Source organism: Enterococcus sp. HMSC072F02 (genome assembly GCF_001837725.1).
In the GTDB taxonomy this organism is placed as follows: domain Bacteria; phylum Bacillota; class Bacilli; order Lactobacillales; family Enterococcaceae; genus Enterococcus_B; species Enterococcus_B lactis.
The window spans coordinates 25,499-46,521 of sequence record NZ_KV833965.1 but is presented as its reverse complement, the minus strand read 5'-3'; the positions used below and the strand labels follow the sequence as shown (position 1 = coordinate 46,521).

General features: G+C 37.7%; 28 protein-coding genes and 1 pseudogene. 23 read left to right on the top strand and 6 right to left on the bottom strand.

Annotated features, from left to right (window positions below; all coding sequences use genetic code 11):
- Nucleotides 1-175: 175 nt before the first annotated feature.
- From HMPREF2731_RS09480 to HMPREF2731_RS09450, 7 genes are all read left to right on the top strand, one after another.
- Nucleotides 176-742, top strand: a complete 567-nt coding sequence (locus HMPREF2731_RS09480; RefSeq protein ID WP_002290590.1) for a DUF1836 domain-containing protein — start codon at nt 176-178, stop codon at nt 740-742.
- Nucleotides 732-1,592 carry a DegV family protein gene (locus tag HMPREF2731_RS09475; RefSeq protein ID WP_002290591.1) on the top strand — a complete coding sequence of 287 codons (861 nt, stop codon included), beginning with the start codon at nt 732-734 and terminating at the stop codon, nt 1,590-1,592. Before HMPREF2731_RS09480 ends, HMPREF2731_RS09475 begins: the two co-directional genes overlap by 11 nt.
- A 189-nt stretch (nt 1,593-1,781) precedes the next feature.
- The gene (gene yycF, locus HMPREF2731_RS09470; RefSeq protein WP_070872873.1) at nt 1,782-2,486 is read left to right on the top strand and encodes a response regulator YycF; all 705 of its coding nucleotides are present in this window, start codon (nt 1,782-1,784) and stop codon (nt 2,484-2,486) included.
- A gap of 4 nt (nt 2,487-2,490) precedes the next feature.
- Nucleotides 2,491-4,326 carry a cell wall metabolism sensor histidine kinase WalK gene (gene walK, locus HMPREF2731_RS09465; RefSeq protein ID WP_002290593.1) on the top strand — a complete coding sequence of 612 codons (1,836 nt, stop codon included), beginning with the start codon at nt 2,491-2,493 and terminating at the stop codon, nt 4,324-4,326.
- On the top strand, nt 4,323-5,639 hold the full coding sequence (locus HMPREF2731_RS09460) for a YycH family regulatory protein (protein ID WP_002328930.1): 1,317 nt from the start codon (nt 4,323-4,325) through the stop codon (nt 5,637-5,639). The genes walK and HMPREF2731_RS09460 overlap by 4 nt, the downstream gene beginning before the upstream one ends.
- On the top strand, nt 5,640-6,509 hold the full coding sequence (locus tag HMPREF2731_RS09455; protein ID WP_002290596.1) for a two-component system regulatory protein YycI: 870 nt from the start codon (nt 5,640-5,642) through the stop codon (nt 6,507-6,509).
- Nucleotides 6,510-6,563: 54 nt separating this feature from the next.
- Nucleotides 6,564-7,373 (top strand): MBL fold metallo-hydrolase, encoded by an 810-nt coding sequence (locus tag HMPREF2731_RS09450; RefSeq protein WP_002288854.1) that lies wholly within the window; start codon nt 6,564-6,566, stop codon nt 7,371-7,373.
- Nucleotides 7,374-7,473: 100 nt separating this feature from the next.
- On the opposite strand, the gene HMPREF2731_RS09445 is transcribed toward HMPREF2731_RS09450, so the two are convergent.
- A complete protein-coding gene (locus HMPREF2731_RS09445; RefSeq protein ID WP_002290597.1) occupies nt 7,474-8,103 on the bottom strand; it encodes an NAD(P)-dependent oxidoreductase in 630 nt (209 codons plus the stop codon).
- A 168-nt stretch (nt 8,104-8,271) separates the two neighbouring features.
- Between HMPREF2731_RS09445 and HMPREF2731_RS09440 the strand changes: the two genes are divergently transcribed.
- A complete protein-coding gene (locus tag HMPREF2731_RS09440) occupies nt 8,272-9,570 on the top strand; it encodes a PTS sugar transporter subunit IIC (protein ID WP_002328931.1) in 1,299 nt (432 codons plus the stop codon).
- A 76-nt stretch (nt 9,571-9,646) separates the two neighbouring features.
- Here the strand turns inward: HMPREF2731_RS09440 and HMPREF2731_RS09435 are convergent, their stop codons facing one another.
- Complete coding sequence (locus tag HMPREF2731_RS09435; protein ID WP_002290604.1) at nt 9,647-10,309, bottom strand: CPBP family intramembrane glutamic endopeptidase; 663 nt, start codon at nt 10,307-10,309, stop codon at nt 9,647-9,649.
- Nucleotides 10,310-10,533: 224 nt separating this feature from the next.
- On the opposite strand from HMPREF2731_RS09435, the gene groES reads away from it, so the two are divergent.
- Nucleotides 10,534-10,818 carry a co-chaperone GroES gene (gene groES / locus HMPREF2731_RS09430; RefSeq protein ID WP_002288862.1) on the top strand — a complete coding sequence of 95 codons (285 nt, stop codon included), beginning with the start codon at nt 10,534-10,536 and terminating at the stop codon, nt 10,816-10,818.
- A 51-nt stretch (nt 10,819-10,869) separates the two neighbouring features.
- Nucleotides 10,870-12,495 (top strand): chaperonin GroEL, encoded by a 1,626-nt coding sequence (gene groL / locus HMPREF2731_RS09425; RefSeq protein ID WP_002290607.1) that lies wholly within the window; start codon nt 10,870-10,872, stop codon nt 12,493-12,495.
- A gap of 88 nt (nt 12,496-12,583) precedes the next feature.
- Here groL and HMPREF2731_RS09420 read toward each other — a convergent pair.
- The 4 genes and pseudogenes from HMPREF2731_RS09420 to HMPREF2731_RS09405 form a co-directional block, all read right to left on the bottom strand.
- Nucleotides 12,584-13,723, bottom strand: a pseudogene (locus HMPREF2731_RS09420) (tyrosine-type recombinase/integrase).
- Between the two features lie 104 nt (nt 13,724-13,827).
- Nucleotides 13,828-14,529, bottom strand: coding sequence for a hypothetical protein (locus HMPREF2731_RS09415; RefSeq protein WP_002318510.1), 702 nt, complete (start codon nt 14,527-14,529; stop codon nt 13,828-13,830).
- Between the two features lie 124 nt (nt 14,530-14,653).
- A complete protein-coding gene (locus HMPREF2731_RS09410; RefSeq protein WP_002318512.1) occupies nt 14,654-15,085 on the bottom strand; it encodes an ImmA/IrrE family metallo-endopeptidase in 432 nt (143 codons plus the stop codon).
- Nucleotides 15,086-15,102: 17 nt separating this feature from the next.
- On the bottom strand, nt 15,103-15,426 hold the full coding sequence (locus tag HMPREF2731_RS09405; RefSeq protein ID WP_070872871.1) for a helix-turn-helix domain-containing protein: 324 nt from the start codon (nt 15,424-15,426) through the stop codon (nt 15,103-15,105).
- 291 nt (nt 15,427-15,717) lie between these two features.
- On the opposite strand from HMPREF2731_RS09405, the gene HMPREF2731_RS09400 reads away from it, so the two are divergent.
- The 13 genes from HMPREF2731_RS09400 (at nt 15,718) to HMPREF2731_RS09350 (ending at nt 20,999) form a co-directional block, all read left to right on the top strand.
- The gene (locus tag HMPREF2731_RS09400; protein ID WP_002321800.1) at nt 15,718-15,909 is read left to right on the top strand and encodes a helix-turn-helix domain-containing protein; all 192 of its coding nucleotides are present in this window, start codon (nt 15,718-15,720) and stop codon (nt 15,907-15,909) included.
- A 14-nt stretch (nt 15,910-15,923) separates the two neighbouring features.
- The gene (locus HMPREF2731_RS09395) at nt 15,924-16,679 is read left to right on the top strand and encodes a phage antirepressor KilAC domain-containing protein (RefSeq protein WP_002326799.1); all 756 of its coding nucleotides are present in this window, start codon (nt 15,924-15,926) and stop codon (nt 16,677-16,679) included.
- Nucleotides 16,639-16,938 (top strand): hypothetical protein, encoded by a 300-nt coding sequence (locus HMPREF2731_RS09390; RefSeq protein ID WP_002318516.1) that lies wholly within the window; start codon nt 16,639-16,641, stop codon nt 16,936-16,938. Before HMPREF2731_RS09395 ends, HMPREF2731_RS09390 begins: the two co-directional genes overlap by 41 nt.
- Before the next feature lie 47 nt (nt 16,939-16,985).
- Nucleotides 16,986-17,270, top strand: coding sequence for a hypothetical protein (locus HMPREF2731_RS09385; RefSeq protein ID WP_070872869.1), 285 nt, complete (start codon nt 16,986-16,988; stop codon nt 17,268-17,270).
- Nucleotides 17,271-17,290: 20 nt separating this feature from the next.
- The gene (locus HMPREF2731_RS09380) at nt 17,291-17,479 is read left to right on the top strand and encodes a hypothetical protein (protein WP_002301530.1); all 189 of its coding nucleotides are present in this window, start codon (nt 17,291-17,293) and stop codon (nt 17,477-17,479) included.
- A 138-nt stretch (nt 17,480-17,617) separates the two neighbouring features.
- Nucleotides 17,618-17,746 (top strand): hypothetical protein, encoded by a 129-nt coding sequence (locus HMPREF2731_RS15360; protein ID WP_256337598.1) that lies wholly within the window; start codon nt 17,618-17,620, stop codon nt 17,744-17,746.
- Nucleotides 17,747-17,803: 57 nt separating this feature from the next.
- Complete coding sequence (locus tag HMPREF2731_RS09375; RefSeq protein ID WP_070872867.1) at nt 17,804-18,145, top strand: hypothetical protein; 342 nt, start codon at nt 17,804-17,806, stop codon at nt 18,143-18,145.
- Complete coding sequence (locus HMPREF2731_RS09370; RefSeq protein ID WP_002286557.1) at nt 18,138-18,809, top strand: DUF1071 domain-containing protein; 672 nt, start codon at nt 18,138-18,140, stop codon at nt 18,807-18,809. The genes HMPREF2731_RS09375 and HMPREF2731_RS09370 overlap by 8 nt, the downstream gene beginning before the upstream one ends.
- Before the next feature lie 5 nt (nt 18,810-18,814).
- Nucleotides 18,815-19,501, top strand: coding sequence for a putative HNHc nuclease (locus HMPREF2731_RS09365; protein ID WP_058139016.1), 687 nt, complete (start codon nt 18,815-18,817; stop codon nt 19,499-19,501).
- A 3-nt stretch (nt 19,502-19,504) separates the two neighbouring features.
- Nucleotides 19,505-20,254 carry a helix-turn-helix domain-containing protein gene (locus HMPREF2731_RS09360; protein WP_070872865.1) on the top strand — a complete coding sequence of 250 codons (750 nt, stop codon included), beginning with the start codon at nt 19,505-19,507 and terminating at the stop codon, nt 20,252-20,254.
- Between the two features lie 11 nt (nt 20,255-20,265).
- A complete protein-coding gene (locus HMPREF2731_RS09355) occupies nt 20,266-20,535 on the top strand; it encodes a hypothetical protein (RefSeq protein WP_002293146.1) in 270 nt (89 codons plus the stop codon).
- Nucleotides 20,536-20,539: 4 nt separating this feature from the next.
- Nucleotides 20,540-20,704: a hypothetical protein gene (locus HMPREF2731_RS15115; protein WP_002301521.1), complete on the top strand. Its 165-nt coding sequence runs from the start codon at nt 20,540-20,542 to the stop codon at nt 20,702-20,704.
- Nucleotides 20,697-20,999, top strand: a complete 303-nt coding sequence (locus tag HMPREF2731_RS09350) for a hypothetical protein (RefSeq protein WP_024635668.1) — start codon at nt 20,697-20,699, stop codon at nt 20,997-20,999. Before HMPREF2731_RS15115 ends, HMPREF2731_RS09350 begins: the two co-directional genes overlap by 8 nt.
- Nucleotides 21,000-21,023: the final 24 nt, after the last annotated feature.

The window sequence follows — 21,023 nt, the reverse complement described above, 5'->3', positions numbered from 1 at the left end:
CCGTCTCCCCGGCGGGTCTCCTGTTCTTAACGATAAAAGACAAGAAGGCTTGGCCTTCTTGTTTTTTTGCTTTTATAAAATTCCATTAATTAAATCATCTAGTTCAAATAACTAGATTGAATGTTTATGGTAACTTTGGTATCATGTTAATGAAATGAAAAAAGGAGCGATTACGATGGAAAAAATGCGTCAGCAATTAATGGAGTGGGGAAAAGAACTGGAAACATTCCGTCTGCCTCACTGGGAAGAGCTCCCCGACCTAGAACTTTATATGGATCAAGTCAGAACGTTAGTTGATCGTTATCTTTCACCTGTGATACAAGGAGAAAAGCATCCATTGCTAACCTCCTCTATGGTAAACAACTACGTTAAACTGGGTTTGATACCAGCACCAGTTAAAAAAAGATACAACAAAGAACATGTAGCATTTTTACTTGCAATCACTACATTGAAACAAGTATTGACTATTCCTGAAATCAAAGAAGGAATATTGTTCCAAGGAAAAACAGTGGGGATTCGTGAAGCTTATAATCTATTCTGTGATGAACAAGAAGCAGCTGTATGGATGGTCAGCCAATTAGCACAAGGCAAATCCCATCCCCAAAAATTCGATCAGGCGACCCCTGTAGAATATATTGCTGTAAGAGCAGCAACTTTATCGTTTGCAATGAAACTTCTTGCGGAAAAAACGATTGTTCTAGAAACCGAATACTTAAAAGAGGAGAAAACAAATGAAAAATGATAAAATCGCGATTTTAGTAGATTCTGGTACGGACGTGCCAGAAGAATTGATAAAAAAATATGAGATGTACATGATTCCTTTGAAAATTATTTATAAAGATCAGGTATATACAGATAAAATAGATATTACACCTGAAGAAATCTATCAACGTTTGCCAGAGGAAATTCCAGGTACATCTTTGCCTGATGGTGAGTCGATCACAGAAATCTTTGAGCAAATCAAAAAAGATGGTTATGAAAAAGTACTTGCGGTAACGATTTCCAGCGGATTGAGCGGGACGTATAACGTGGTTCGTTTGATTGCAGAACAGCAAGAAGAACTAGAAGCGTATGTACTAGATACGAAAAATATCGGTATTGGTGCGGGTTTTTCTGCAATACAAGCAGCGAAATGGCTAGAAGACGGTGTCGAGTGGAATCAGCTGATCAGTAATTTGAATGAATTAGTCGAAAGAACAAAAGTTTTCTTTAATGTTGCGACATTGGAATATCTCCAAAAAGGTGGACGGATTGGTTTGGTTGCTTCTATTTTAGGAACCGCTTTAAAGCTTAACCCAATCATCTCCTGTAATGATGAAGGAATCTATTACACAGTAGGAAAAGCTAGAGGGCGTAAAAAAAGTTTGGATAAGACGGTTGCTTATGTCAAAGAAAAAATCGGCAATGCTAAGGTTTTTAACTTAGCCGTTGCCCACGGTGATGCGAAAGAAGAAGCGATTGAAATGGAAGCGAGGCTCAAAAGAGAGTTCCCGCAAGCAAACCAAATCTACTTTGGTCAAATTTCTCCGGCATTAGTAGTCCATACTGGTCCGGGATTATTAGGTGTCGGCGTCCAAGCTTTAGAAGGATAAATCAAAAAAAGGAAGACAATGAGGTGAAAATCAGTGTTTTCCTTTTTTTATTGAAGTTAGAACAAAAAAAGAAAGTATTTTGCACTCCCATGTTAATTTTCTCTTTTGTTTTATAGGCAAAGATGAAACAAAACCAGAAATACGGTATAATGAAAAGGTGTGACAATAATATATAAGAGGTGGCTCTTTATGAAAAAAGTTTTAGTTGTCGATGATGAGAAGCCGATTTCGGATATCGTCAAATTCAATTTAGCCAAAGAAGGCTATGATGTTTATACTGCATATGATGGGGAAGAAGCCTTGGAAAAAGTTGCTGAGTTAGAACCTGATTTGATTTTACTTGATTTGATGCTACCTAAAATGGACGGCTTAGAAGTGGCTCGTGAGGTACGCAAAACGTATGACATGCCAATCATTATGGTAACAGCCAAAGATTCTGAAATTGATAAAGTCCTAGGCTTAGAATTAGGCGCGGATGACTACGTGACTAAGCCATTTTCCAATCGAGAATTAGTGGCAAGGGTCAAAGCGAATCTTCGTCGTGGTGCCACGGCTACGAGGGAACCAGAAGATGCAGCTCCTGCGGAATTGACGATTGGTGATTTGACCATCCATCCAGAAGCTTACATGGTGACGAAACGAGGAGAAACAATCGAGTTGACACATCGTGAATTCGAACTACTCTTTTACTTGGCGAAGCACCTTGGGCAAGTGATGACAAGAGAACATTTATTACAAACGGTTTGGGGCTATGATTATTTTGGAGATGTACGAACAGTGGATGTAACTGTACGTCGGTTGCGCGAGAAGATCGAAGATAATCCAAGCCATCCAAATTATTTAGTGACACGTCGTGGTGTCGGTTACTATTTGCGTAACCCAGAACAGGAGTAATTGGATGAAAAGAAAAGTCCGCTTTTTTCGATCAGTCAATTTTAAGATCGCTATTACTTTTATTTTGATTTTATTGATCTCAATCGAAATTATTGGCGCCTATTTTATACGTGGATTGGAACGTTCCACGATCAATACATTTATTAAAGATATGAATCAAACGGTGGAATCATTAGCGACGACAATCAGTCCGGAATTAAATCGCAAAGATAACGTAGATGACGAAGAGGTAAATGCGAATATCAAGAGATTCATTGAAAACAGTGCGACTAGTGATATCATCGAAATACGGGTCGTTGACGAAAAAGGGATCATCCGAGGAACAACTGATGTCAATGAACAAAGCGCTGTGGGAAAGAAAAATGATTATGTCGATATCAATGATTTCACAACTAAACGGTATGTTGCTTTAGATAACGACGATAAACGGGTGAATATCAATGTTCAACCGATCCTGTCCCCGACCGGCGATGCCGTTATCGGGGCTCTTTACGTCAAAAGTAATATCGAACAAAAATATTCGGAGATCAATAATACAGCAGTCATTTTCTTTACTGCCTCACTGATTGCTGCGTTTATCTCAATGATCGTCTCCGTTTTAGTTGCTCGTTCGATTACTCAGCCAATCGGTGAAATGAGAGAACAAGCCATTCGAATCGCCAGAGGAGACTACAGCCGGAAAGTCAAAGTGCATGGACAAGATGAACTAGGGCAGTTGGCTGATACCTTCAATCAGTTAGCTGAACGTATCGAAGAAGCTCAAGATACAATGGAAGCTGAACGCAATCGGTTGGATAGCGTGCTGTCTCATATGACAGACGGCGTCATCGCGACAGACCGCAGGGGGAAAGTCATTACGATCAATGATATGGCTGTTTCCTTGCTAGATGTCAAGAATGAGGAAGCAATTGGACAATCGATTTTGACACTTTTGGATATCGAAGAAGAATATACCTTGCGGAAATTATTAGAAGATCCAAACGAAATGGTACTTGACCGTTCAACCAGTACATTGGAGAGCGATCAGATGATCTTACGAGTAGACTTTTCCATGATCCGTCGCGAATCAGGTTTTATCAGCGGATTAGTAGCTGTCTTGCATGATGTGACAGAACAAGAAAAAACAGAACGGGAACGCCGTGAATTCGTTTCTAATGTTTCCCATGAGCTTCGTACACCACTGACAAGCATGCGCAGTTATATCGAAGCATTGAGCGAAGGTGCATGGAAAGACGAAGAAGTAGCACCAAATTTTTTGAAAGTAACATTGGATGAAACAGATCGGATGATTCGAATGATCAATGATCTCCTGAATCTATCTCGCATGGATACAGGAAATACCCAGCTTCAATTAGAGTATGTCAATTTTAACGAGTTAGTGAATTTTGTTCTTGACCGTTTTGATATGATGGTGGGAAACCAAGAAAAAAATTATAAGATCCGTCGCGAATTCACACAAAGAGATCTTTGGGTCGAAGTAGATACAGATAAAATCATCCAAGTAGTCGATAATATCATGAATAACGCGATCAAGTATTCACCAGATGGGGGAACGATCACCTGTCGCTTATTAGAAACGCATAATAACGTGATTTTAAGTATTACCGACCAAGGATTGGGGATTCCTAAAAAAGATCTGAACCGAGTGTTCGAACGATTTTATCGAGTAGATAAAGCACGTGCTAGAGCACAAGGTGGGACAGGACTTGGATTAGCTATTTCTAGAGAAGTAATCAAGGCGCACCGAGGCGCGATTTGGGCAGAGAGCAAGGAAGGAAAAGGATCGACTTTTTATATCTCGCTGCCATACGAACCTTATGAGGAGGAATGGTGGGAATGAGAATTTCTGAAAAAGTCGTTCGCGTAGGACTTATTTTGATGGTTGCATTAAGTTTATATTTCTCTTATGCCATCTGGCTGAGTCCAGCAGGGAAAAGTTCGATCAGCGTCGATGAGACAAACACTCAAATGATCGAGTCTCAAAGCAATCGGAAAACTTCTGAAGTTTTTCTTCCGCTTCATGTCACGTGGCACCATTCGGGAACGATCCAAGAAACCAACAGTGAAAATCTCGTGTACCGATTGCAATTGATCATCGATAAAGCAAGATTCGGGAAACTTTCTGAAGTCGTTTCGGGAGATGAATCACAATTCGAACAAGTGAAAAACCTGACATCTGGTTTCGAGTTGGCCTATAATGCGCCTTTTTTGCTAAGAGAATATAAGGAAGCATTTGATTTAGATGTAGACGTCTCGAATTTGGCAAAAGAAAGCGAAAATATGTATTTTACTAGAATACAATTCGATCAAGAAAACAAAAAAATCCGATTTTTGAATTATTCGAACCACCTTGTATATGAAGCGAATATTTCGTTGAATTGGGAGGATATCAACAAAGAATTAACAGCAAACGACACGAAATGGACAGAAATGTCAACAGAACCGTCGACGATCGACACCCAATATGCTACGAAACATTCAATCAAGTTGAAAAAGTACAGCTATATCCTTTCGCAGCAACCCTATACACTTTTTAGAAATGCTTTTTTCCAGAAACCAGATAGCGTGAAGAATAATGATGAAAGCAATGAATTGATTTTTTACGGTGGGAATGAAACGATGTCTATCCATTCGGAAACGCAAGTAGTTGATTTTCGAGGAGAGCTGCCAGAGAAAAAAGAAAATGCTAGTGTATTTTCTGAAAGTTTTCCCTATATTAGCAAATTAGGCAGTTCTTTAGGGAATCTTAGATATTTTGACCGCAGTGACAATACCATCGATTACCGGATCTTCGTGGAAGGCTTCCCGGTTTTTGGGACGGACAGCAGAGGACAGATCGGTGTGGAAGTTGGCGGTGAAACGAACGGTTCGGTGCAAGTGAATATTCAAACCAGTTTGAATACGATTCAAGTACCGATACCTTCAGATGAAGAAGTAGAACTTGCAAGTACGAATGAAATCATCCAGCAGCTGGAAGCTAAGGGAGCAGATAGCAACAAGATTGGTTCAGTAATCGTTGGCTATACATGGCAAAATGTTAAAGAAACGAATCGCGTCGTTGATCTCTTACCTGAATGGTATGTGAAATATGAAGATAACTGGTATTCAGCTAACGACCTTCTGGAAAAATTACCTGGATTGGAGGCGAATTAATTGGATTTTAAAAAAATCGAATGGATATTTTTCGTCGCTTTTTTAGGGTTGAATGTGTTTTTATTCAGCAGTTATCATGATGCGGTATACCAAGAAAACAATGTTATTCGTTCTGATCAGACTGAATCCATCCAACAACGTCTGGCTAGTGACGATATCACTTATACGGGGAAGATTTCTTCTGAGAGCAAGCAAGGCTATTATCTTAGCGCGGAACAGACCAATCTTAGCACTTCATTAGCAAATTATCGCAAGGCTGGTAAAAGCGGATTGTTGGAAAGTGGCGTGTTTTTAGACGGCGATGTTTTGACAAAATCCTTATCCAGCTCAGAATCTGAAAAGAACGTGATTGATCCAGATAAGATCAGCAGTTCTTTGGAAGATTTTTTAGCTAACAAAGACAATATTTTGTTCGGTAATGAGTATGTGTATACGAAAAACTTTTCTCATTTAGAAGAAGAACCACTAGAAATCCAAGCAAGCCAAGAGTATGAAGGTATTCCGTTCAATGATGATACAGCAAAAATCGTTCTTTCTTTAGAAAAAAACGATAACGATTATAGTATCACGAAATACATGCAGACGCATTTATCTGATATCGAGCAGCTGCGTGAAAAGACGGAACTGTATACAGAAGAGGAAGCAATCAATACATTGTACATCAATAACAAAATACCAAGAGGATCAAAAATCTTATGGCGTCAACTAGCTTATTCCTGTATTCTGAAAGTCCGGGAAAAAAATGTGTATGTTCCTGTTTGGCATGTAGCGATCGAAACAAGTGATAAAGTGGTTCAAATCGAGAGTGTCAACGCTTTCAGCAATACGATCGTGACAAACAACACTGTACCAAAAGTGGAAGATCAATAAAAAAGCGAGTATAATGAAAAAAGTTTACAAAGTAAGAAGGGAAGTAGGAGTCAAATGGCTGAAGAAAAACCAGCTTTTAAAATCAGTATCCTAGCAAGTGGAAGTTCGGGTAATTCACTTTATATCGAAAGTGAAAAAAAACGGCTTTTGGTCGATGCAGGACTTAGCGGTAAAAAAATCACTTCCTTGATGGCTCAAATTGATCGGACACCGGACCAATTAGATGGAATACTTGTGACGCATGAACATCGAGACCATATACATGGTGTGGGTGTCTTGGCTCGTAAGTATCATTTGGATGTTTTTGCCAATCAGCAGACTTGGGAAGCGATGGAGCCGCTGATTGGGAATGTACCAGTGGAACAAAAACATCTATTTGAGATGGGAAAAGTAAGAACATTCGGCGATATCGATATTGAGAGTTTCGGCGTCTCCCATGACGCAGCAGCTCCGCAATTTTATCGTTTCCATAAAGAAAACCGTTCATTCGTCATGTTGACGGATACCGGATACTGCAGTGATTACATGCGAGGTGTCATTGAAAATGCCGATGGTTATTTGATGGAAAGTAACCATGATCTTGAGATGTTACGCATGGGACCCTATCCGTGGAATCTAAAACAGCGTATTTTAGGAGATAGAGGGCATCTTTCCAACGAAGATGGTGCACTTGTCATGACTGATGTGATCGGTAATCGGACCAAACGGATCTATCTTGGTCATCTTAGCAAGGAAAACAATATGAAAGAACTTGCTCATTTAACGATGGAAAATGTTTTGAAAGAAAAAGATTTTGGCGTTGGACATGATTTTGAAATCTATGACACAGATCCAGATGAAGCAACTGAGCTATTTTCAATTTAAATAGTTCAGTCAATAAAAAAATAAAAACAGAAGATAAAATCAATTAGTGTTGGTTTTATCTTCTGTTTTTATTTTTCAGAACATTGACAAAACAACCGTGTTATCGGCTGACTACACTGATATGCTGTTTTTCATGTTGTTTATCCAGTATCTCATCTACTAATGCAATCGCGTAATCTGCCATGCTGATCGTACTGTCGCCAGCAGCGTTTCTTTGTAGATAATCATCACTTAATAAATAAGTGCCTGTACGCTTGCCGTGTGGATCAAATAAAGAAGCTGGACTGATATAAGTCCACTGTAGATTTTTAGATTGTTTCAATTTTAGCAATCCTTCGTACATATTGAAAGCTGTTGGATAGAAGGGTGCATTTTTAGGTACTTGGTCAATCATACGAGTCGTCTTTTCTGTATCCAAGAATAACGAAGAGGCACCCCCAACGACGATTAAGCGTGTATCGGTTCCTTCAAGTATCTCAATCAAATGGGACAAAGAAGTTTGATGCATTTCTTCTTTTCCTTTAGGAGCGTTGAAAGCATCAACGACAACATCAAAAGATACAAGGTCAGTAGCTGTCAACTCAAATAAATCCTTTTGTATAAACGGAACATCTGATGGTAATTTTTCTGGATGACGCACGATTGCCGTCACATCTAACTCTCTGGACAATGCTTCGTCTAAAATAAATGAACCTGCATGACCAGTAGCGCCAATGATTGCGATTTTCATAAAAAACCTCCTTTTTTATTCCTGTCCATTGTAAGCAGTTACTGGATATTCGTCAAAGAATCCGTTTTTTGAAAAGCTTAGTGCGCATTCCTTTCATGGTTCGTGTTCATTAGGTATAGTTAAATTAAGAAAACTAGTTAATCAAATAGAAGATGAAGGAGATAAGAAATGAAAGAGTGGTTAGATCGTGCCTTTTTACCAATGATAACATCTGTTGTGAATCTTAGACCCTTAACTGCTTTGCGTAATGGAATGACTTATACGATCCCGATAATTATAGCTGGCTCGCTGTTTTTCTTATTTGCTCATTTTCCTGTAGATTACATCGCTCAGTGGATAGACAAAACAGGATTTTCTATGTATTTTACACAAGTATACCAGGCTACGTTTGACGTGATAGCCTTTTGGATCGTTTTTGCTATTGCGTATGCTTATGCAAAAGAAGAAAACATCGATCGCTTGCCAGTCGGCATGACAGCCTTGTCTGCTTACCTACTACTTATTCAGCCACTTAATGTTCAGGGAGAGATAGATAATATCTGGACAGGCGGTGAAGGGATACTAGGAGCAGTTGCAACCGGGCTCCTCATCGGATGGGGCTATGCACGTTTAGCAAGATTTGCGAAAGGGTGGAGGCAAAGAGGGAAGATTCCTGAAAATGTTTGGCAGTCTTTTACTTCATTGATTCCAATACTTGCTATAGTCATTTTTACGCTTATAGGTTCAGCTGTTTTTCAACAGTTGTTCGGGATGACTGTTATTCAAGGAATATGGACGTACGTCCAGCTTCCGATCCAATCGTTGATAGACACGTTATTCGGTGTGCTTTTATTAGGTTTTTTTGTCCCGTTTTTATGGCTATTTGGTCTTCATGGATCTGCGATGGTCAATGGGTTGGTTAGTCCGATCTTACAAGCAAACTCATTAGCAAATGCAGAAATCTTAGCCTCTGGAAAAGAATTGACTGTGGCAAATGGCGGGCATATCGTTACTCAGCAATTTCTTGATCAATTCATGACTGTTACCGGAGCAGGTTTGACGTTAGGGGCTGTATTTTTTATGATGTTTTTTGCGAAATCGAGGAAATACCGAGAATTAGGAAAACTTTCTCTTTTACCAGCCTTTTTCAATATCAATGAATCGATTATTTTTTCCACACCGATTGTGATGAACCCGATGATGGCTGTTCCTTTTATTTTCGCGCCGATCCTCTCAGGATTGATTACCTATTCCGCTTTATATTTTGGATTTGTTCCTTTATTTACAGCGGTCCAAGTTCCTTGGACAACACCGCCGATCCTCTCGGGTTTTTTAGTAGGCGGAGTGCCTGCAGCGATTTTACAAGGTATCGTGCTGGCAATTAGTTTTTTTATTTATTTCCCATTTTTGAAAAAAATAGATTCTGCAAACTTCAAAAAGGAAAGACAGACAAAAAATGCTGGAACAGCAGAAAAGATCATCGACTAAAAAAACAAAAATACTCCTGTCGCTTTAGATTGGAAAAATCACCAATCTAGGATGACAGGAGTATTTCTAATCATGTTTATACCAGTCCTTTTTGGACAGCTAATTGAACAAGAACAACTAATGTGTTCATTCCTACGTGTGTGATCATTGATGTCCAGATCCGACCAGTAGCTTTGTACTCTAGGCTGAAGAAGAAACCTAAGAAAAAGTAAATCAGCAAATGACCATCATTATGAGCAAACGCAAACAGCAAAGAGCTGATCACTGCCCCGACCCAAAAATTTGAATACCGGCTGATGATCCCCAGTATGCTGCGGCGGAATACGAACTCTTCCATGATGGGGCCTGCAATAGTTGTCGCCAAAATAAAAGCAGGTGCTTCCATGATCATCTGGATGATATTTTGTGTATTCTCAGAAGGGGTTGCTTCGCCAAACAATACAGATTCCAGCATGACAGCGATGCTTTGCAGAAGCAATGCGACAAAGATCCCAACTAATCCATAAATAACGATCTTTGGAACAGAAGCTTTTTTTACTGCTGATTCGATCGCTAAAGGCTCACGTTGCTTAAAATAAAAAATAGCTAGGACAACCGCGCCCAATATATACATGACTGCAGTTGCTGTGATCAATTCAGACGTAGATTTTACAAGTCCTATCGAAGCGAGGATCAAGGGTGAGATAAAAATTAAACCATAGCAAAAAATGCTGAGGAAACTATATTTTTTTAAAGACATGTAATTCCTCCTTTTAAGGGATAACAAGCATGCAAGGCAAGCTTTTATCGATTGATTTCAATTATATCATAATTTCAATAAGCAACTGTCAGAATAAAATTTCTTTTCTTTGATTTAAAAGCTTGCAAAAAAGAGGGAGAATGAGTATTATTAAAAATGTAGGTTAGCACTCGAAGGTTAAGAGTGCTAACAAATTAAAAAAAGAGTTATCGGAGGGATTTATCGTGTTAAAACCATTAGGTGATCGCGTCATTATCGAAGTCGCAAAAGAAGAAGAAAAAACTGTCGGAGGAATCGTTTTAGCTTCTGCAGCTAAAGAGAAACCCCAAACTGGGACAGTTGTTGCAGTCGGTGAGGGCCGTTTGTTGGAAAACGGTGAAAAAGTTCCTGCCGCTGTGAAAGCAGGCGACCAAGTTATGTTCGAAAAATACGCCGGTACAGAAGTAAAATACGAAGGAAAAGAATATCTGATCGTCGCAGGAAAAGATATCATGGCGATTGTTGAGTAAATTTTGAAGATAGAAAAAATAATCAAAAATAATCGATGAGGTGAATCAATCATGGCAAAAGAATTGAAATTTGCAGAAGACGCACGCGCAGCTATGTTACGCGGGGTAGATAAATTAGCAGATACAGTGAAAGTAACATTAGGACCTAAAGGCCGAAATGTCGTACTAGAAAAATCTTACGGCTCTCCATTGATCACAAATGATGGTGTGACGATCGCAAAAGAAATCGAGTTAGAAGATCATTTTGAAAACATGGGTGCAAAACTTGTATCAGAAGTAGCATCAAAAACAAATGATATTGCCGGTGACGGAACAACGACAGCAACTGTTTTGACACAAGCAATCGTTCGCGAAGGTTTAAAAAACGTAACTGCAGGTGCTAATCCTCTAGGCATTCGCCGCGGGATCGAATTGGCAACAAAAGCCGCAGTGGAAGAGTTGCATAATATCTCAACTGTTGTTGATTCAAAAGAAGCCATTGCACAAGTAGCAGCTGTTTCTTCAGGTTCTGATAAAGTTGGACATTTGATTGCTGATGCAATGGAAAAAGTTGGAAACGACGGTGTCATCACAATTGAAGAATCAAAAGGAATCGAAACAGAACTAGATGTTGTAGAAGGTATGCAATTTGATCGTGGTTACTTATCACAATATATGGTAACAGATAACGACAAAATGGAAGCTGTTCTAGAAAACCCATATATCTTGATTACAGACAAAAAAATCTCTAACATCCAAGACATTCTGCCATTGTTAGAACAAATCTTGCAACAATCACGTCCATTATTGATCATTGCTGACGATGTAGATGGCGAAGCATTACCAACGCTTGTTTTGAACAAAATCCGCGGAACATTCAATGTAGTAGCTGTAAAAGCTCCTGGCTTCGGTGATCGTCGTAAAGCAATGCTTGAAGATATCGCTATTTTGACAGGTGGTACAGTAATTACTGACGATCTAGGTCTAGAATTAAAAGATGCAACAATCGAAAACTTAGGAAATGCGTCTAAAGTCGTTGTAGATAAAGACAATACAACGATCGTAGAAGGTTCAGGAGAAAAAGAAGCCATCGAAGCGCGTGTGCAATTAATCAAAAACCAAATTGCTGAAACAACTTCTGATTTTGACCGCGAAAAATTACAAGAACGCTTAGCTAAATTAGCAGGCGGTGTAGCTGTTGTTAAAGTCGGTGCAGCTACTGAAACAGAATTGAAAGAATTGAAATTACGCATTGAAGATGCATTGAATGCTACACGTGCCGCAGTAGAAGAAGGAATGGTCTCAGGTGGTGGTACAGCTCTAGTGAACGTTATCAGCAAAGTTTCTGCTGTAGAAGCAGAAGGAGACGTGGCAACAGGTATCAAGATTGTTGTTCGTGCCTTAGAAGAACCAATTCGTCAAATCGCTGAAAACGCTGGTTATGAAGGATCAGTGATTGTTGATAAATTGAAGAACGTAGAACTAGGTACTGGTTTCAACGCTGCTACTGGAGAATGGGTAAACATGGTTGAAGCAGGTATCGTAGACCCAACTAAAGTAACACGTTCTGCCTTGCAAAATGCCGCTTCCGTTTCTGCCTTGTTATTAACAACAGAAGCAGTCGTTGCAGATAAACCAGAACCAGCAGCACCAGCAGCTCCTGCAATGGATCCATCAATGATGGGCGGTATGATGTAGTAATTAAGAAAGAACCCTATTTTAACAGGGTTCTTTCTTCTTTTTTTGTTTTATTTTAAGTAAAAGGGGCAAAGAAGGGGCAGAAAAATCAAAGGCTATTTAGTTTATCAATTACTTGTTGTTTGGCTCTTTTTGTTACATGGTTATAAATAGACAGAGTTGTGTTTGCATCAGAATGCCCTACACGCTCCATAATGGCTTTAAGAGGTACGCCTAATTCAGATAATAGTGAAACGTGGCTATGTCTGAATATATGTGAGGATAGACTTTTTTCTAATTCCAACTCTTCCTCTACTTTATGGAGTATAGCGTTAAATGAGTGCAGCGTAAGCGGGGTGCCACTTGTAGATATAAATATATATTGATCGGGATCTGTGGGTCTACCTGCAAGAATATTGTCAGCTATCACACTTTCAATCAATTCTTTTGCACGATTGGGTAATTGCACTTCACGTTGCGAATAAGTATTTTTTGGAGTTGTTTTTATAGCATTATCCATTTTCATAGATGTGTAATCTAAGGTCCCATTAATGGAAATTTTCCCATCCTCATAGTCCTTCATTTGCAAAGCTAGCAATTCCCCATATCTCAAACCAGTTAAATATAGAAACTCAGCTATTCTGCCGTGTAGTTTTCTGCGAGGATTGGAGTATAGCTGTTTCAGTATTTGATCAATTTCTTCTTTCTCCAGATATTTTTTATTCATAGAAAGCCTTCTTTTTTCTTCTTCCACTTTTTTAGGATGGATTTTAACTGCTAGCGCAGGGTTTCTTTGAATGTATTTTCTATCGATTGCATAGTTTAGCATAACAGATAGAGTTGTTTTTGTTTGTTTTGTGTAGTTCAGTGAGAGGTCACCAAACGTATACATATCTTCAATTATCTTATTAATGAGTGTCTCATCAATGTTTCTAACGATCGTATCATCGCTTATGTGCTTAGAAACATGTTTCATCATCATTGGAACCTTCAAATAGCTAGTACGTTTAACATGCTGCTTATAATATTCATACCATTCTTTATACAGCTTACCAAAAGTGATATCTGATTTATTGTAATCTTCGAGTGCTTCTTTAATTTTTTTATCTAGAATTTTCTAAGCTTTTTTCCACGCTTGTGGTGAATTACTTGTAAGTGTTGTAGATTTTTTCCGTGTTTTTTCTGTATAAGGATCTACATATCTTTCAATAAACTTGAATCGCCCATCTTTGGTTTGTTCAACCCACACTTTTAACATCTCCTATCATTTGCTATAATAGGCATAACAAATAGACCTATATAGGTTTGTTTTCTAAAAGCACGCTCTTACTCTGGACGGTGGGGCGTGTTTTTTTAGTGTGCTTCAAAATCTTTATTTAATATTCTATTTAAAATCACATTGAACTCTGTCGCGTCAAAATCACGCAGTAATATAATTTTTCCGGATTCTCTATACAGGTGTGTTCCATCTGAGAAGGCCTTTATACCAACTATATTAGAAAGGTTAATAACTTTCATTCCATTCTCGTTAACAAAAATTATTCTTTTATTAGTCAAAAATGGTACCCCAATAAATACATCGTTCCATTCTGTTACTTTGTTCGAATTATGTTTAATTGATCCCATTCTATAATTCAAGCCTTTAGCAATTCTAATATTAGAAGATAAGCCTGAATAATTAGTTCGAACCGTTCTAGTTTTCTGCTCTTGCCATTTGACTCTCTGTTTAGGCGTATAGTAACAAAATTCATTAGATTTTAGATTGACCCCATCAATTAATGCTGCTCTTTTGGATAAATCCTCTTTTTCAAGTTGCCTAATCATTCTATTTAGTTCTTCTTTTTGCTCTTTTTCTGCCAGTTCTTTTTCTTCTTTTTTTCTTTTTGCAATTGTTCCATCAAGGTATTCAACTGGTTTTAAACCCATAAAAATTAAAAAAATTCCAAGGGGTAAAAAAACAAGTGTGACAGGCAAAACAATGAATGACATTAGACAAGATAAAACTCCTATAATAAGTGCAAGATATTTGAGTATTGTCACAAAAAATTTTTTCAAAGATTTTCCTCCTTTGATATAATAGATTTCCCAATCTTAAAAGAGGTCAGGATAGTCCGTGTTGCGGCACGAGCTTTTTTTAATGTATTACTGAAAACGATTTCTTTAATAATTCTTGATGTATTCATACATATTGCCTTGCGTAAGAATATTTTTTCTTAAAATAGCATTGGCAGACAGCATAACAAGTGTATCTGAGCTTATTCTGAATAGAATAATATTCCATAAATTTTTCGAGATTAAACTGAGATTCATCAGTCAGTTCGTTCTCAATATAGATATTTAATAGAATTAGAATAGCTACTTTATCTGCTTCTGTCTCAAATTTTGAGTGAAAAGTTGTAGAAGTATCGTACAAAACTGAAAATTCAAAATGAGAGGCGCTGAAATGTGCAAGTTCATGAGATAAATGAAAGGCTTCTGCAGTTTCACCGTATAGATTTTCATTCAAAAAAATGATTCTGGGTTTTGGATAGTAGAAACCAGGCTCTTTCATTTCCATATAAACTACTTTCAAATTGTATTCGCTCAACATTTCTTTCAATTTCAAATACATACAAATCATCACTCCAACTATTCGTTTTCTTCTAAAGCTTTAGCAATTGCAATCGCTTTACGCATTGTCTCCTTAGATATTTCTTTTCCGTCAAAAGAAAATACAGTATCGTTTTCTGATAAATCCACATGTTTAGGGGTTTCTTTTTCTTCGCGCCCCAGAAGATAGTCTACAGAGACATCGAAATAGTCAGCAATTTCAGTAAGCTTTTCAGCGGATGGTTGTTTTCCACTTTTTAAACTATAGAAATAGTTTTCGCTGTATCCTAAATCAATTGTTACTTGTTTCATTGTTTTTGAATGTTTTTTTGCAAGAAATTTTATCCGCTCAAATACTGTCATACCAGCATTCTCCTTTTTTCTTTACAAAAAACCAATAAAAAAGTGTAGTTTTTCGTTGACATAAACAACACTATAGTATATATTGGTTTTGTAAGTTAATTGGATAGAAAAAAAGCAAAGTAAAAACACACCTTATAGCATTAAGTTTGGCGACCGAGTGCGATAAAAAGGCTTGTTATATGCTTATTTAACTATGACTATATACTACACTATAGTATAGTTTGCAGTCAACTAAAAATATACTTTTCTATCCAATTTTCTTTCTAAATAAAAAGAAAGGAAGTGTGTGAAGTGAGTAATATCGATAATGGGCGGGAAGCCATCAAAGAATTTATGAAAGCAAATAATATTTCAGAATACGATTTGGCCACTGCATATGGTAGATCGAGAACTTGGATTCAGCGTGTTTTAAGTGGAAAAGATAAAGGTCCAGCTGTTAACGCCTTTATTCTGGAAGTTATTCGCGATCATAAAATTCGATAGGAGGGGGAACAAAAATGAAAGAACTAATCAAAGTAACAACAAACGAGAACAACGAACAGTTAGTAAGCGGTAGAGAGCTGCATGAATTTTTGGAGGTGGCAACAGAATACAAAAAATGGTTTAGCCGTATGGCAGAATATGGTTTTGTTGAAAATATAGATTTCGTAAGGGTGACCCAAAAATGTCCGACCCCTGGAGGAATTCAGAATATTACCGACCACGCAATGAAATTGGACATGGCAAAAGAAATCTCAATGATCCAACGAACAGAAAAAGGTAAACAAGCGCGTCAATATTTTCTTCAAGTGGAAAAAGCGTGGAATAGCGAAGAAATGATCTTAATGCGAAGTCGGCAAATCCTCGAAAGAAAGGTAGAGACGTTACAACTTGAAAATGAAGAAATGAAGCCCAAAGCATTATTTGCTGATTCAGTTAGTGCGAGTCACACGAGTATTTTAGTTGGTGAATTAGCAAAACTCATAAAGCAAAACGGTGTTGATATTGGTTCTAAACGACTGTTTAGTTGGCTACGTGAAAAGGAATATTTAATCAAACGTAAAGGAACTGATTGGAATATGCCAACTCAAAAAGCGATGGATCTAGGACTATTTGAAATAAAAGAGACAACAATTTCTCATTCTGATGGTCATATTTCTATTAATAAAACTCCAAAAGTCACAGGCAAAGGACAAGTATATTTTGTTAATAAATTTTTAGGAGGGGTAATAAGTGAAAAAACCAACACTTTCAGAGTTGATAGAAGCTGCTGAGAAGGCAGTAAAACCAGACGACTGGTACCGACAAAGTTTAATCTTGGAGAAGTTCCACGGCATGTCAAAAACTACTTTAGTTGAATACTGCAAGGAAATGGAAACAATTCCTGAATTTTCAGAAGGAATTGTTCGTCCAGGACATTCAACCACATTTATTCATTACCATACTTTTATTTGGTTTTTAAAATGGAAAGACGCAAATAAATATCGTGTAAAAATATTATCTCCTTCAGATGTTTTGAAGGAAGCAAGTTGATTATTTTCAGAGTAAAAAGTAAACAAAAATATTAGGAGGAAAATTTGATGAAGATTACAGTACCAGATGAATTGATAGCAGATGAGTTGACAGAACAAATAGTAAGAAAGGTTTTAGATGCACTTGATGAACGACTGAAGGTAATGAACAAGTCAGTGGAGCTTCCTCCGTATCCAAACAAATCAGAGGTGAAAAAAATTTTAGGCATTGGTGATGACAAATTAGCACATTGGATAAACCTAGGCTTAAAAACACAGCAGTGGAGTAAGTTAGACATCAGAATTGAACGATCAGAACTCCAAAGATTTTTGAAAGAAAACTTTGAGTTCTAAAGGCAAAGGAGAATGATTTTATGTCCTACACATTGCAACAAGAACATCAAATTCTCCGTTTGATTAAACAACGCAGGAAACAATTACAAGATGATCGTGAAGCGCTTAGAAAAGCCGATGAGCTATCAGATAGACAAGCTGAACTAATCGCTTCTGAACTTGAGGATTTGAGAATGCTAGAAATAAAAAATAGGGAGATTAGATTATGAAGAAGACAGACACACTTTTTATAGGATTCATCCTAGGGCTATTAGTGATAGTAGCACACCAAAGTATTATCGGGGGAAGTTTGTTCGCAGCATTGATGGTTTTAATCAATCTGCTTGATTCAAAAGAAAGGAGCAACTATGGCACGAGAAGAAGCGCTAGAAATCGGTAAAGTGATTGCTGATAATTGGTGGACCAATAACCGTCCTATTATTTTAAGCAAGCAGCATATTGATAAGCAAAAAGCTTGGCAACAAATAAAAAAGTGACTCAGCCGGCAAGCATAGAGTCACAAAACAAAATATATCTAAGGAGAATTTTAGCATATGAATAAAGAACTTTCCACTTTAGATCAATATTTGACTGATTCTGAATGGGGCAAGTCGAATATCAAGGAAACAAATAATCGAAAAATCAGACGAAATCTTTTGACAAATGAAGAACTAGCATGTGATCAAGATGACTTGGGAAATTTTATGAGTATTTGGGATCATGTCTATCTTATCCATTTATCGAAGCAGTCCAGAAAACCTGAATACATTTATGTCATCGAAGATGGCATGATTGACGCGCTAGAAGAGTACGACAGAGATAACTTGATTGATATCTCTTATTACGGACCAGGTAAGAAATACATTGCTGAAATGGAGGCAGAATTTGATGAGTGAAATCAAAGGGACAACGAACTTTGAAAAACTTTTTAGTCGTAAGTTAAATAAAATTCTCAAGAAAAAAGGAAATTTTGATTATTTATCTTGGGCTCACGCGTGGGAGATTATGAAAAAGAATGATCCACAGGCAACGGTAACTATTAATGAGTACAAACACTACAGGGTTGTTTCTGGAACTCATCAAGACTTTCTTGTTGAGGAATATAAACCTTTTCTTATGGATGAAACTGGGACTTATGTATCTGTCTCAGTAACGGTTAAAGGACACACGGAAACCGAGTTATTTCCTGTTTTAGATTATCGAAACCAACCAGTTGTTAAACCAAATGCTATGCAAATCAATAACTCATTGAAGCGATGCTTTGTGAAAGCATTGGCTCTACACGGACTGGGATTATATGTATTTCAAGGGGAAGATATTCCAACACCACCTAGAATCGATACAAAGAAATTAAACATGCTAGAGACGATTCTAGAAGCTTTCAATGAGCAGATGGGTAAAGATATGACCAAAACCTTAATCGAATATGTTAATGAGCAGACAGATAAATTAGGGCTCTTAGCTGATAACGTTGAAACTATTGAACAGTTAAGCTATGAGCAATGTGCCTTGATGGAGCGAGCGATAGCAGCTAAGAGAAAAGAATTAGATAAGAAGTGATATGAGTGTTTAAACCATTAATCGATTCATATTCCGCGGTTCTGAAAAAGTTCAAAGGAAAAGACATAGGTGCAACGATCAATGAAGAAGTGAACATTGAACGTTTGAAGACTATGTACGACGGATATGATGGCGATCGAGTCATTGAAATTCGTTTTATTGATCCTAGACGTTTCACTGTACAGCAACGAAACTTCATCTATGCACTCATAGGCGATATTTTCATCGATACAGGCATGCCAACGGACTTCTGGAAGGAATTCTTTTACTTCCGCTTTGAAGGTGTCACAGGGCGCAAAATAAGCCTCAAAGATGAATCGAATACGACTGTGAGTGATGCTAATGTCTTAGCAAATATCATTTTAGATTTCATATTTGAACATCATATTCCTTTCAAAGAAGGCTATGAGATTTTACCAGCGAATCAAGAGTATTACTTCTACAAATGCATCACAAAAAGAGTCTGCTGCATCTGTGGCAAAACAGGAGCTGATATCGATCACTTTGACAAAGCGCTAGGAAGACGAAAGCGCAAAGAAGTTGATCATTCAGAGTACACATTTGCAGCACTCTGCAGAATCCATCACACAGAGAAGCACAAAATAGGTGTGATCAATTTTAAAAATAAATACCAGATTAAGGGCATTAAGTTAAACCAAGAAACAATCAAAAAGTTAAATATTGGAGGGTGAGAAATGGCAGAGCATCGAAGTTATTACGCGATTATACCAGCCAATGTAAGGTACGACCAAAGACTTAAGCCGAATACTAAGTTGTTATACGGAGAAATAACCGCCTTGTGCAACGAGAGAGGTTTTTGTTGGGCAGGTAACGAGTACTTTGCTGATTTATATGGTGTGAATAAGGAGACTATATCTAGATGGGTAAGTGATTTGATTAAGTTTGGATACTTGAATCGGGAAATAATTTACAAAGAGGGTACCAATCAAATAATCAATAGGTACCTACGAATTAATCAATACCCTATTGACGAAAAACGCAATACCCCTATTGACGAAAAAGTCAAAGATAATAATACATCTATTAATAATACATTTAATAATACAAAAGAATATATAAGAGAGTTACCGCCTTCGAAAAAATCGAAGGCTAAGCCCATCCGTCATAAATACGGAGAGTATAAAAATGTTCTTTTGTCAGATGAGCAGATGGAGAAACTCAAAACAGAATTCCCTAATGATTACCAAGAGCGAATCGAACGACTGTCAGAGTATTGTGAATCATCTGGTAAGACTTATAAAAACTATTTGGCAACTATTCGAAGTTGGGCAAGGAAAGAAAAAAGTGAACCTAAGAACGCAAGCAGTGGATACAAGCGCACAGGAAGACGAGAGAAGCTTCCAGAATGGGCAATCGACCAAGAAGCCTATCAAAAGAAAAAAACGCTAGAACGAGCTAATAGACAATCAAAAGCACCATTCTAAGAGGTGGAAAATTGAAAATCGATTATCTAGAACTGATCAATGAAATAGCAAGTTACAAAACTGGTGAGGAAATAGAGATTCTGAGAGACGTTTATGAACAACTTGATGAAGCTGGAATCGAACGAATTAAGAATGATCGTTCAAGTTGGAGTAAACTCAGATACTATTTCGCACTTTATATCGATGCAACACAATTAAGAAATTTAGCTTATACAAAATTACTATTTGTTGATTGCGTTAAAGGATTGCAAAAACATCTTAGTGAACTTGAGCAGGTGTAATCAGATGGATCTAAAAACATTTACAGCACAGATCGAACTAATGCATCAAGAAGCTTTAAGACAAAGCGCCTCGTACGAAGACAAGTGGCTCAACACGTTTCATGGTGGACGTGAGAGCGCACTTGATCAAGTACTCAAATTATTGAAAGGGGAACGTCGGGATGGATAAGAAAGCGGCAATGCAGCGAATTATCGAATTGACTTATTCAGAAGATTGGCAAAATGACAAAGAAGCTGCTTCGGAAGTGATGAGACTTGGAAGAGAGATGTGGGCAGACAAGAGCAACAAGCCAAGACCGCGAAAAATCGCAATCTGGCATGGCGACAAAATTCTAGTCACAGGAACTGCCCAGCAGTTAGCAACTCTCACAGGATTGCAGGAGAAAATCGTGAGAAAGAGAGCTAGGTGTGGATACACAGACGTTAAGAAGAGAACGTTTAGGTACGTGGAGGAATCATCATGACAACAGAAGAAGTGATTCAAATGC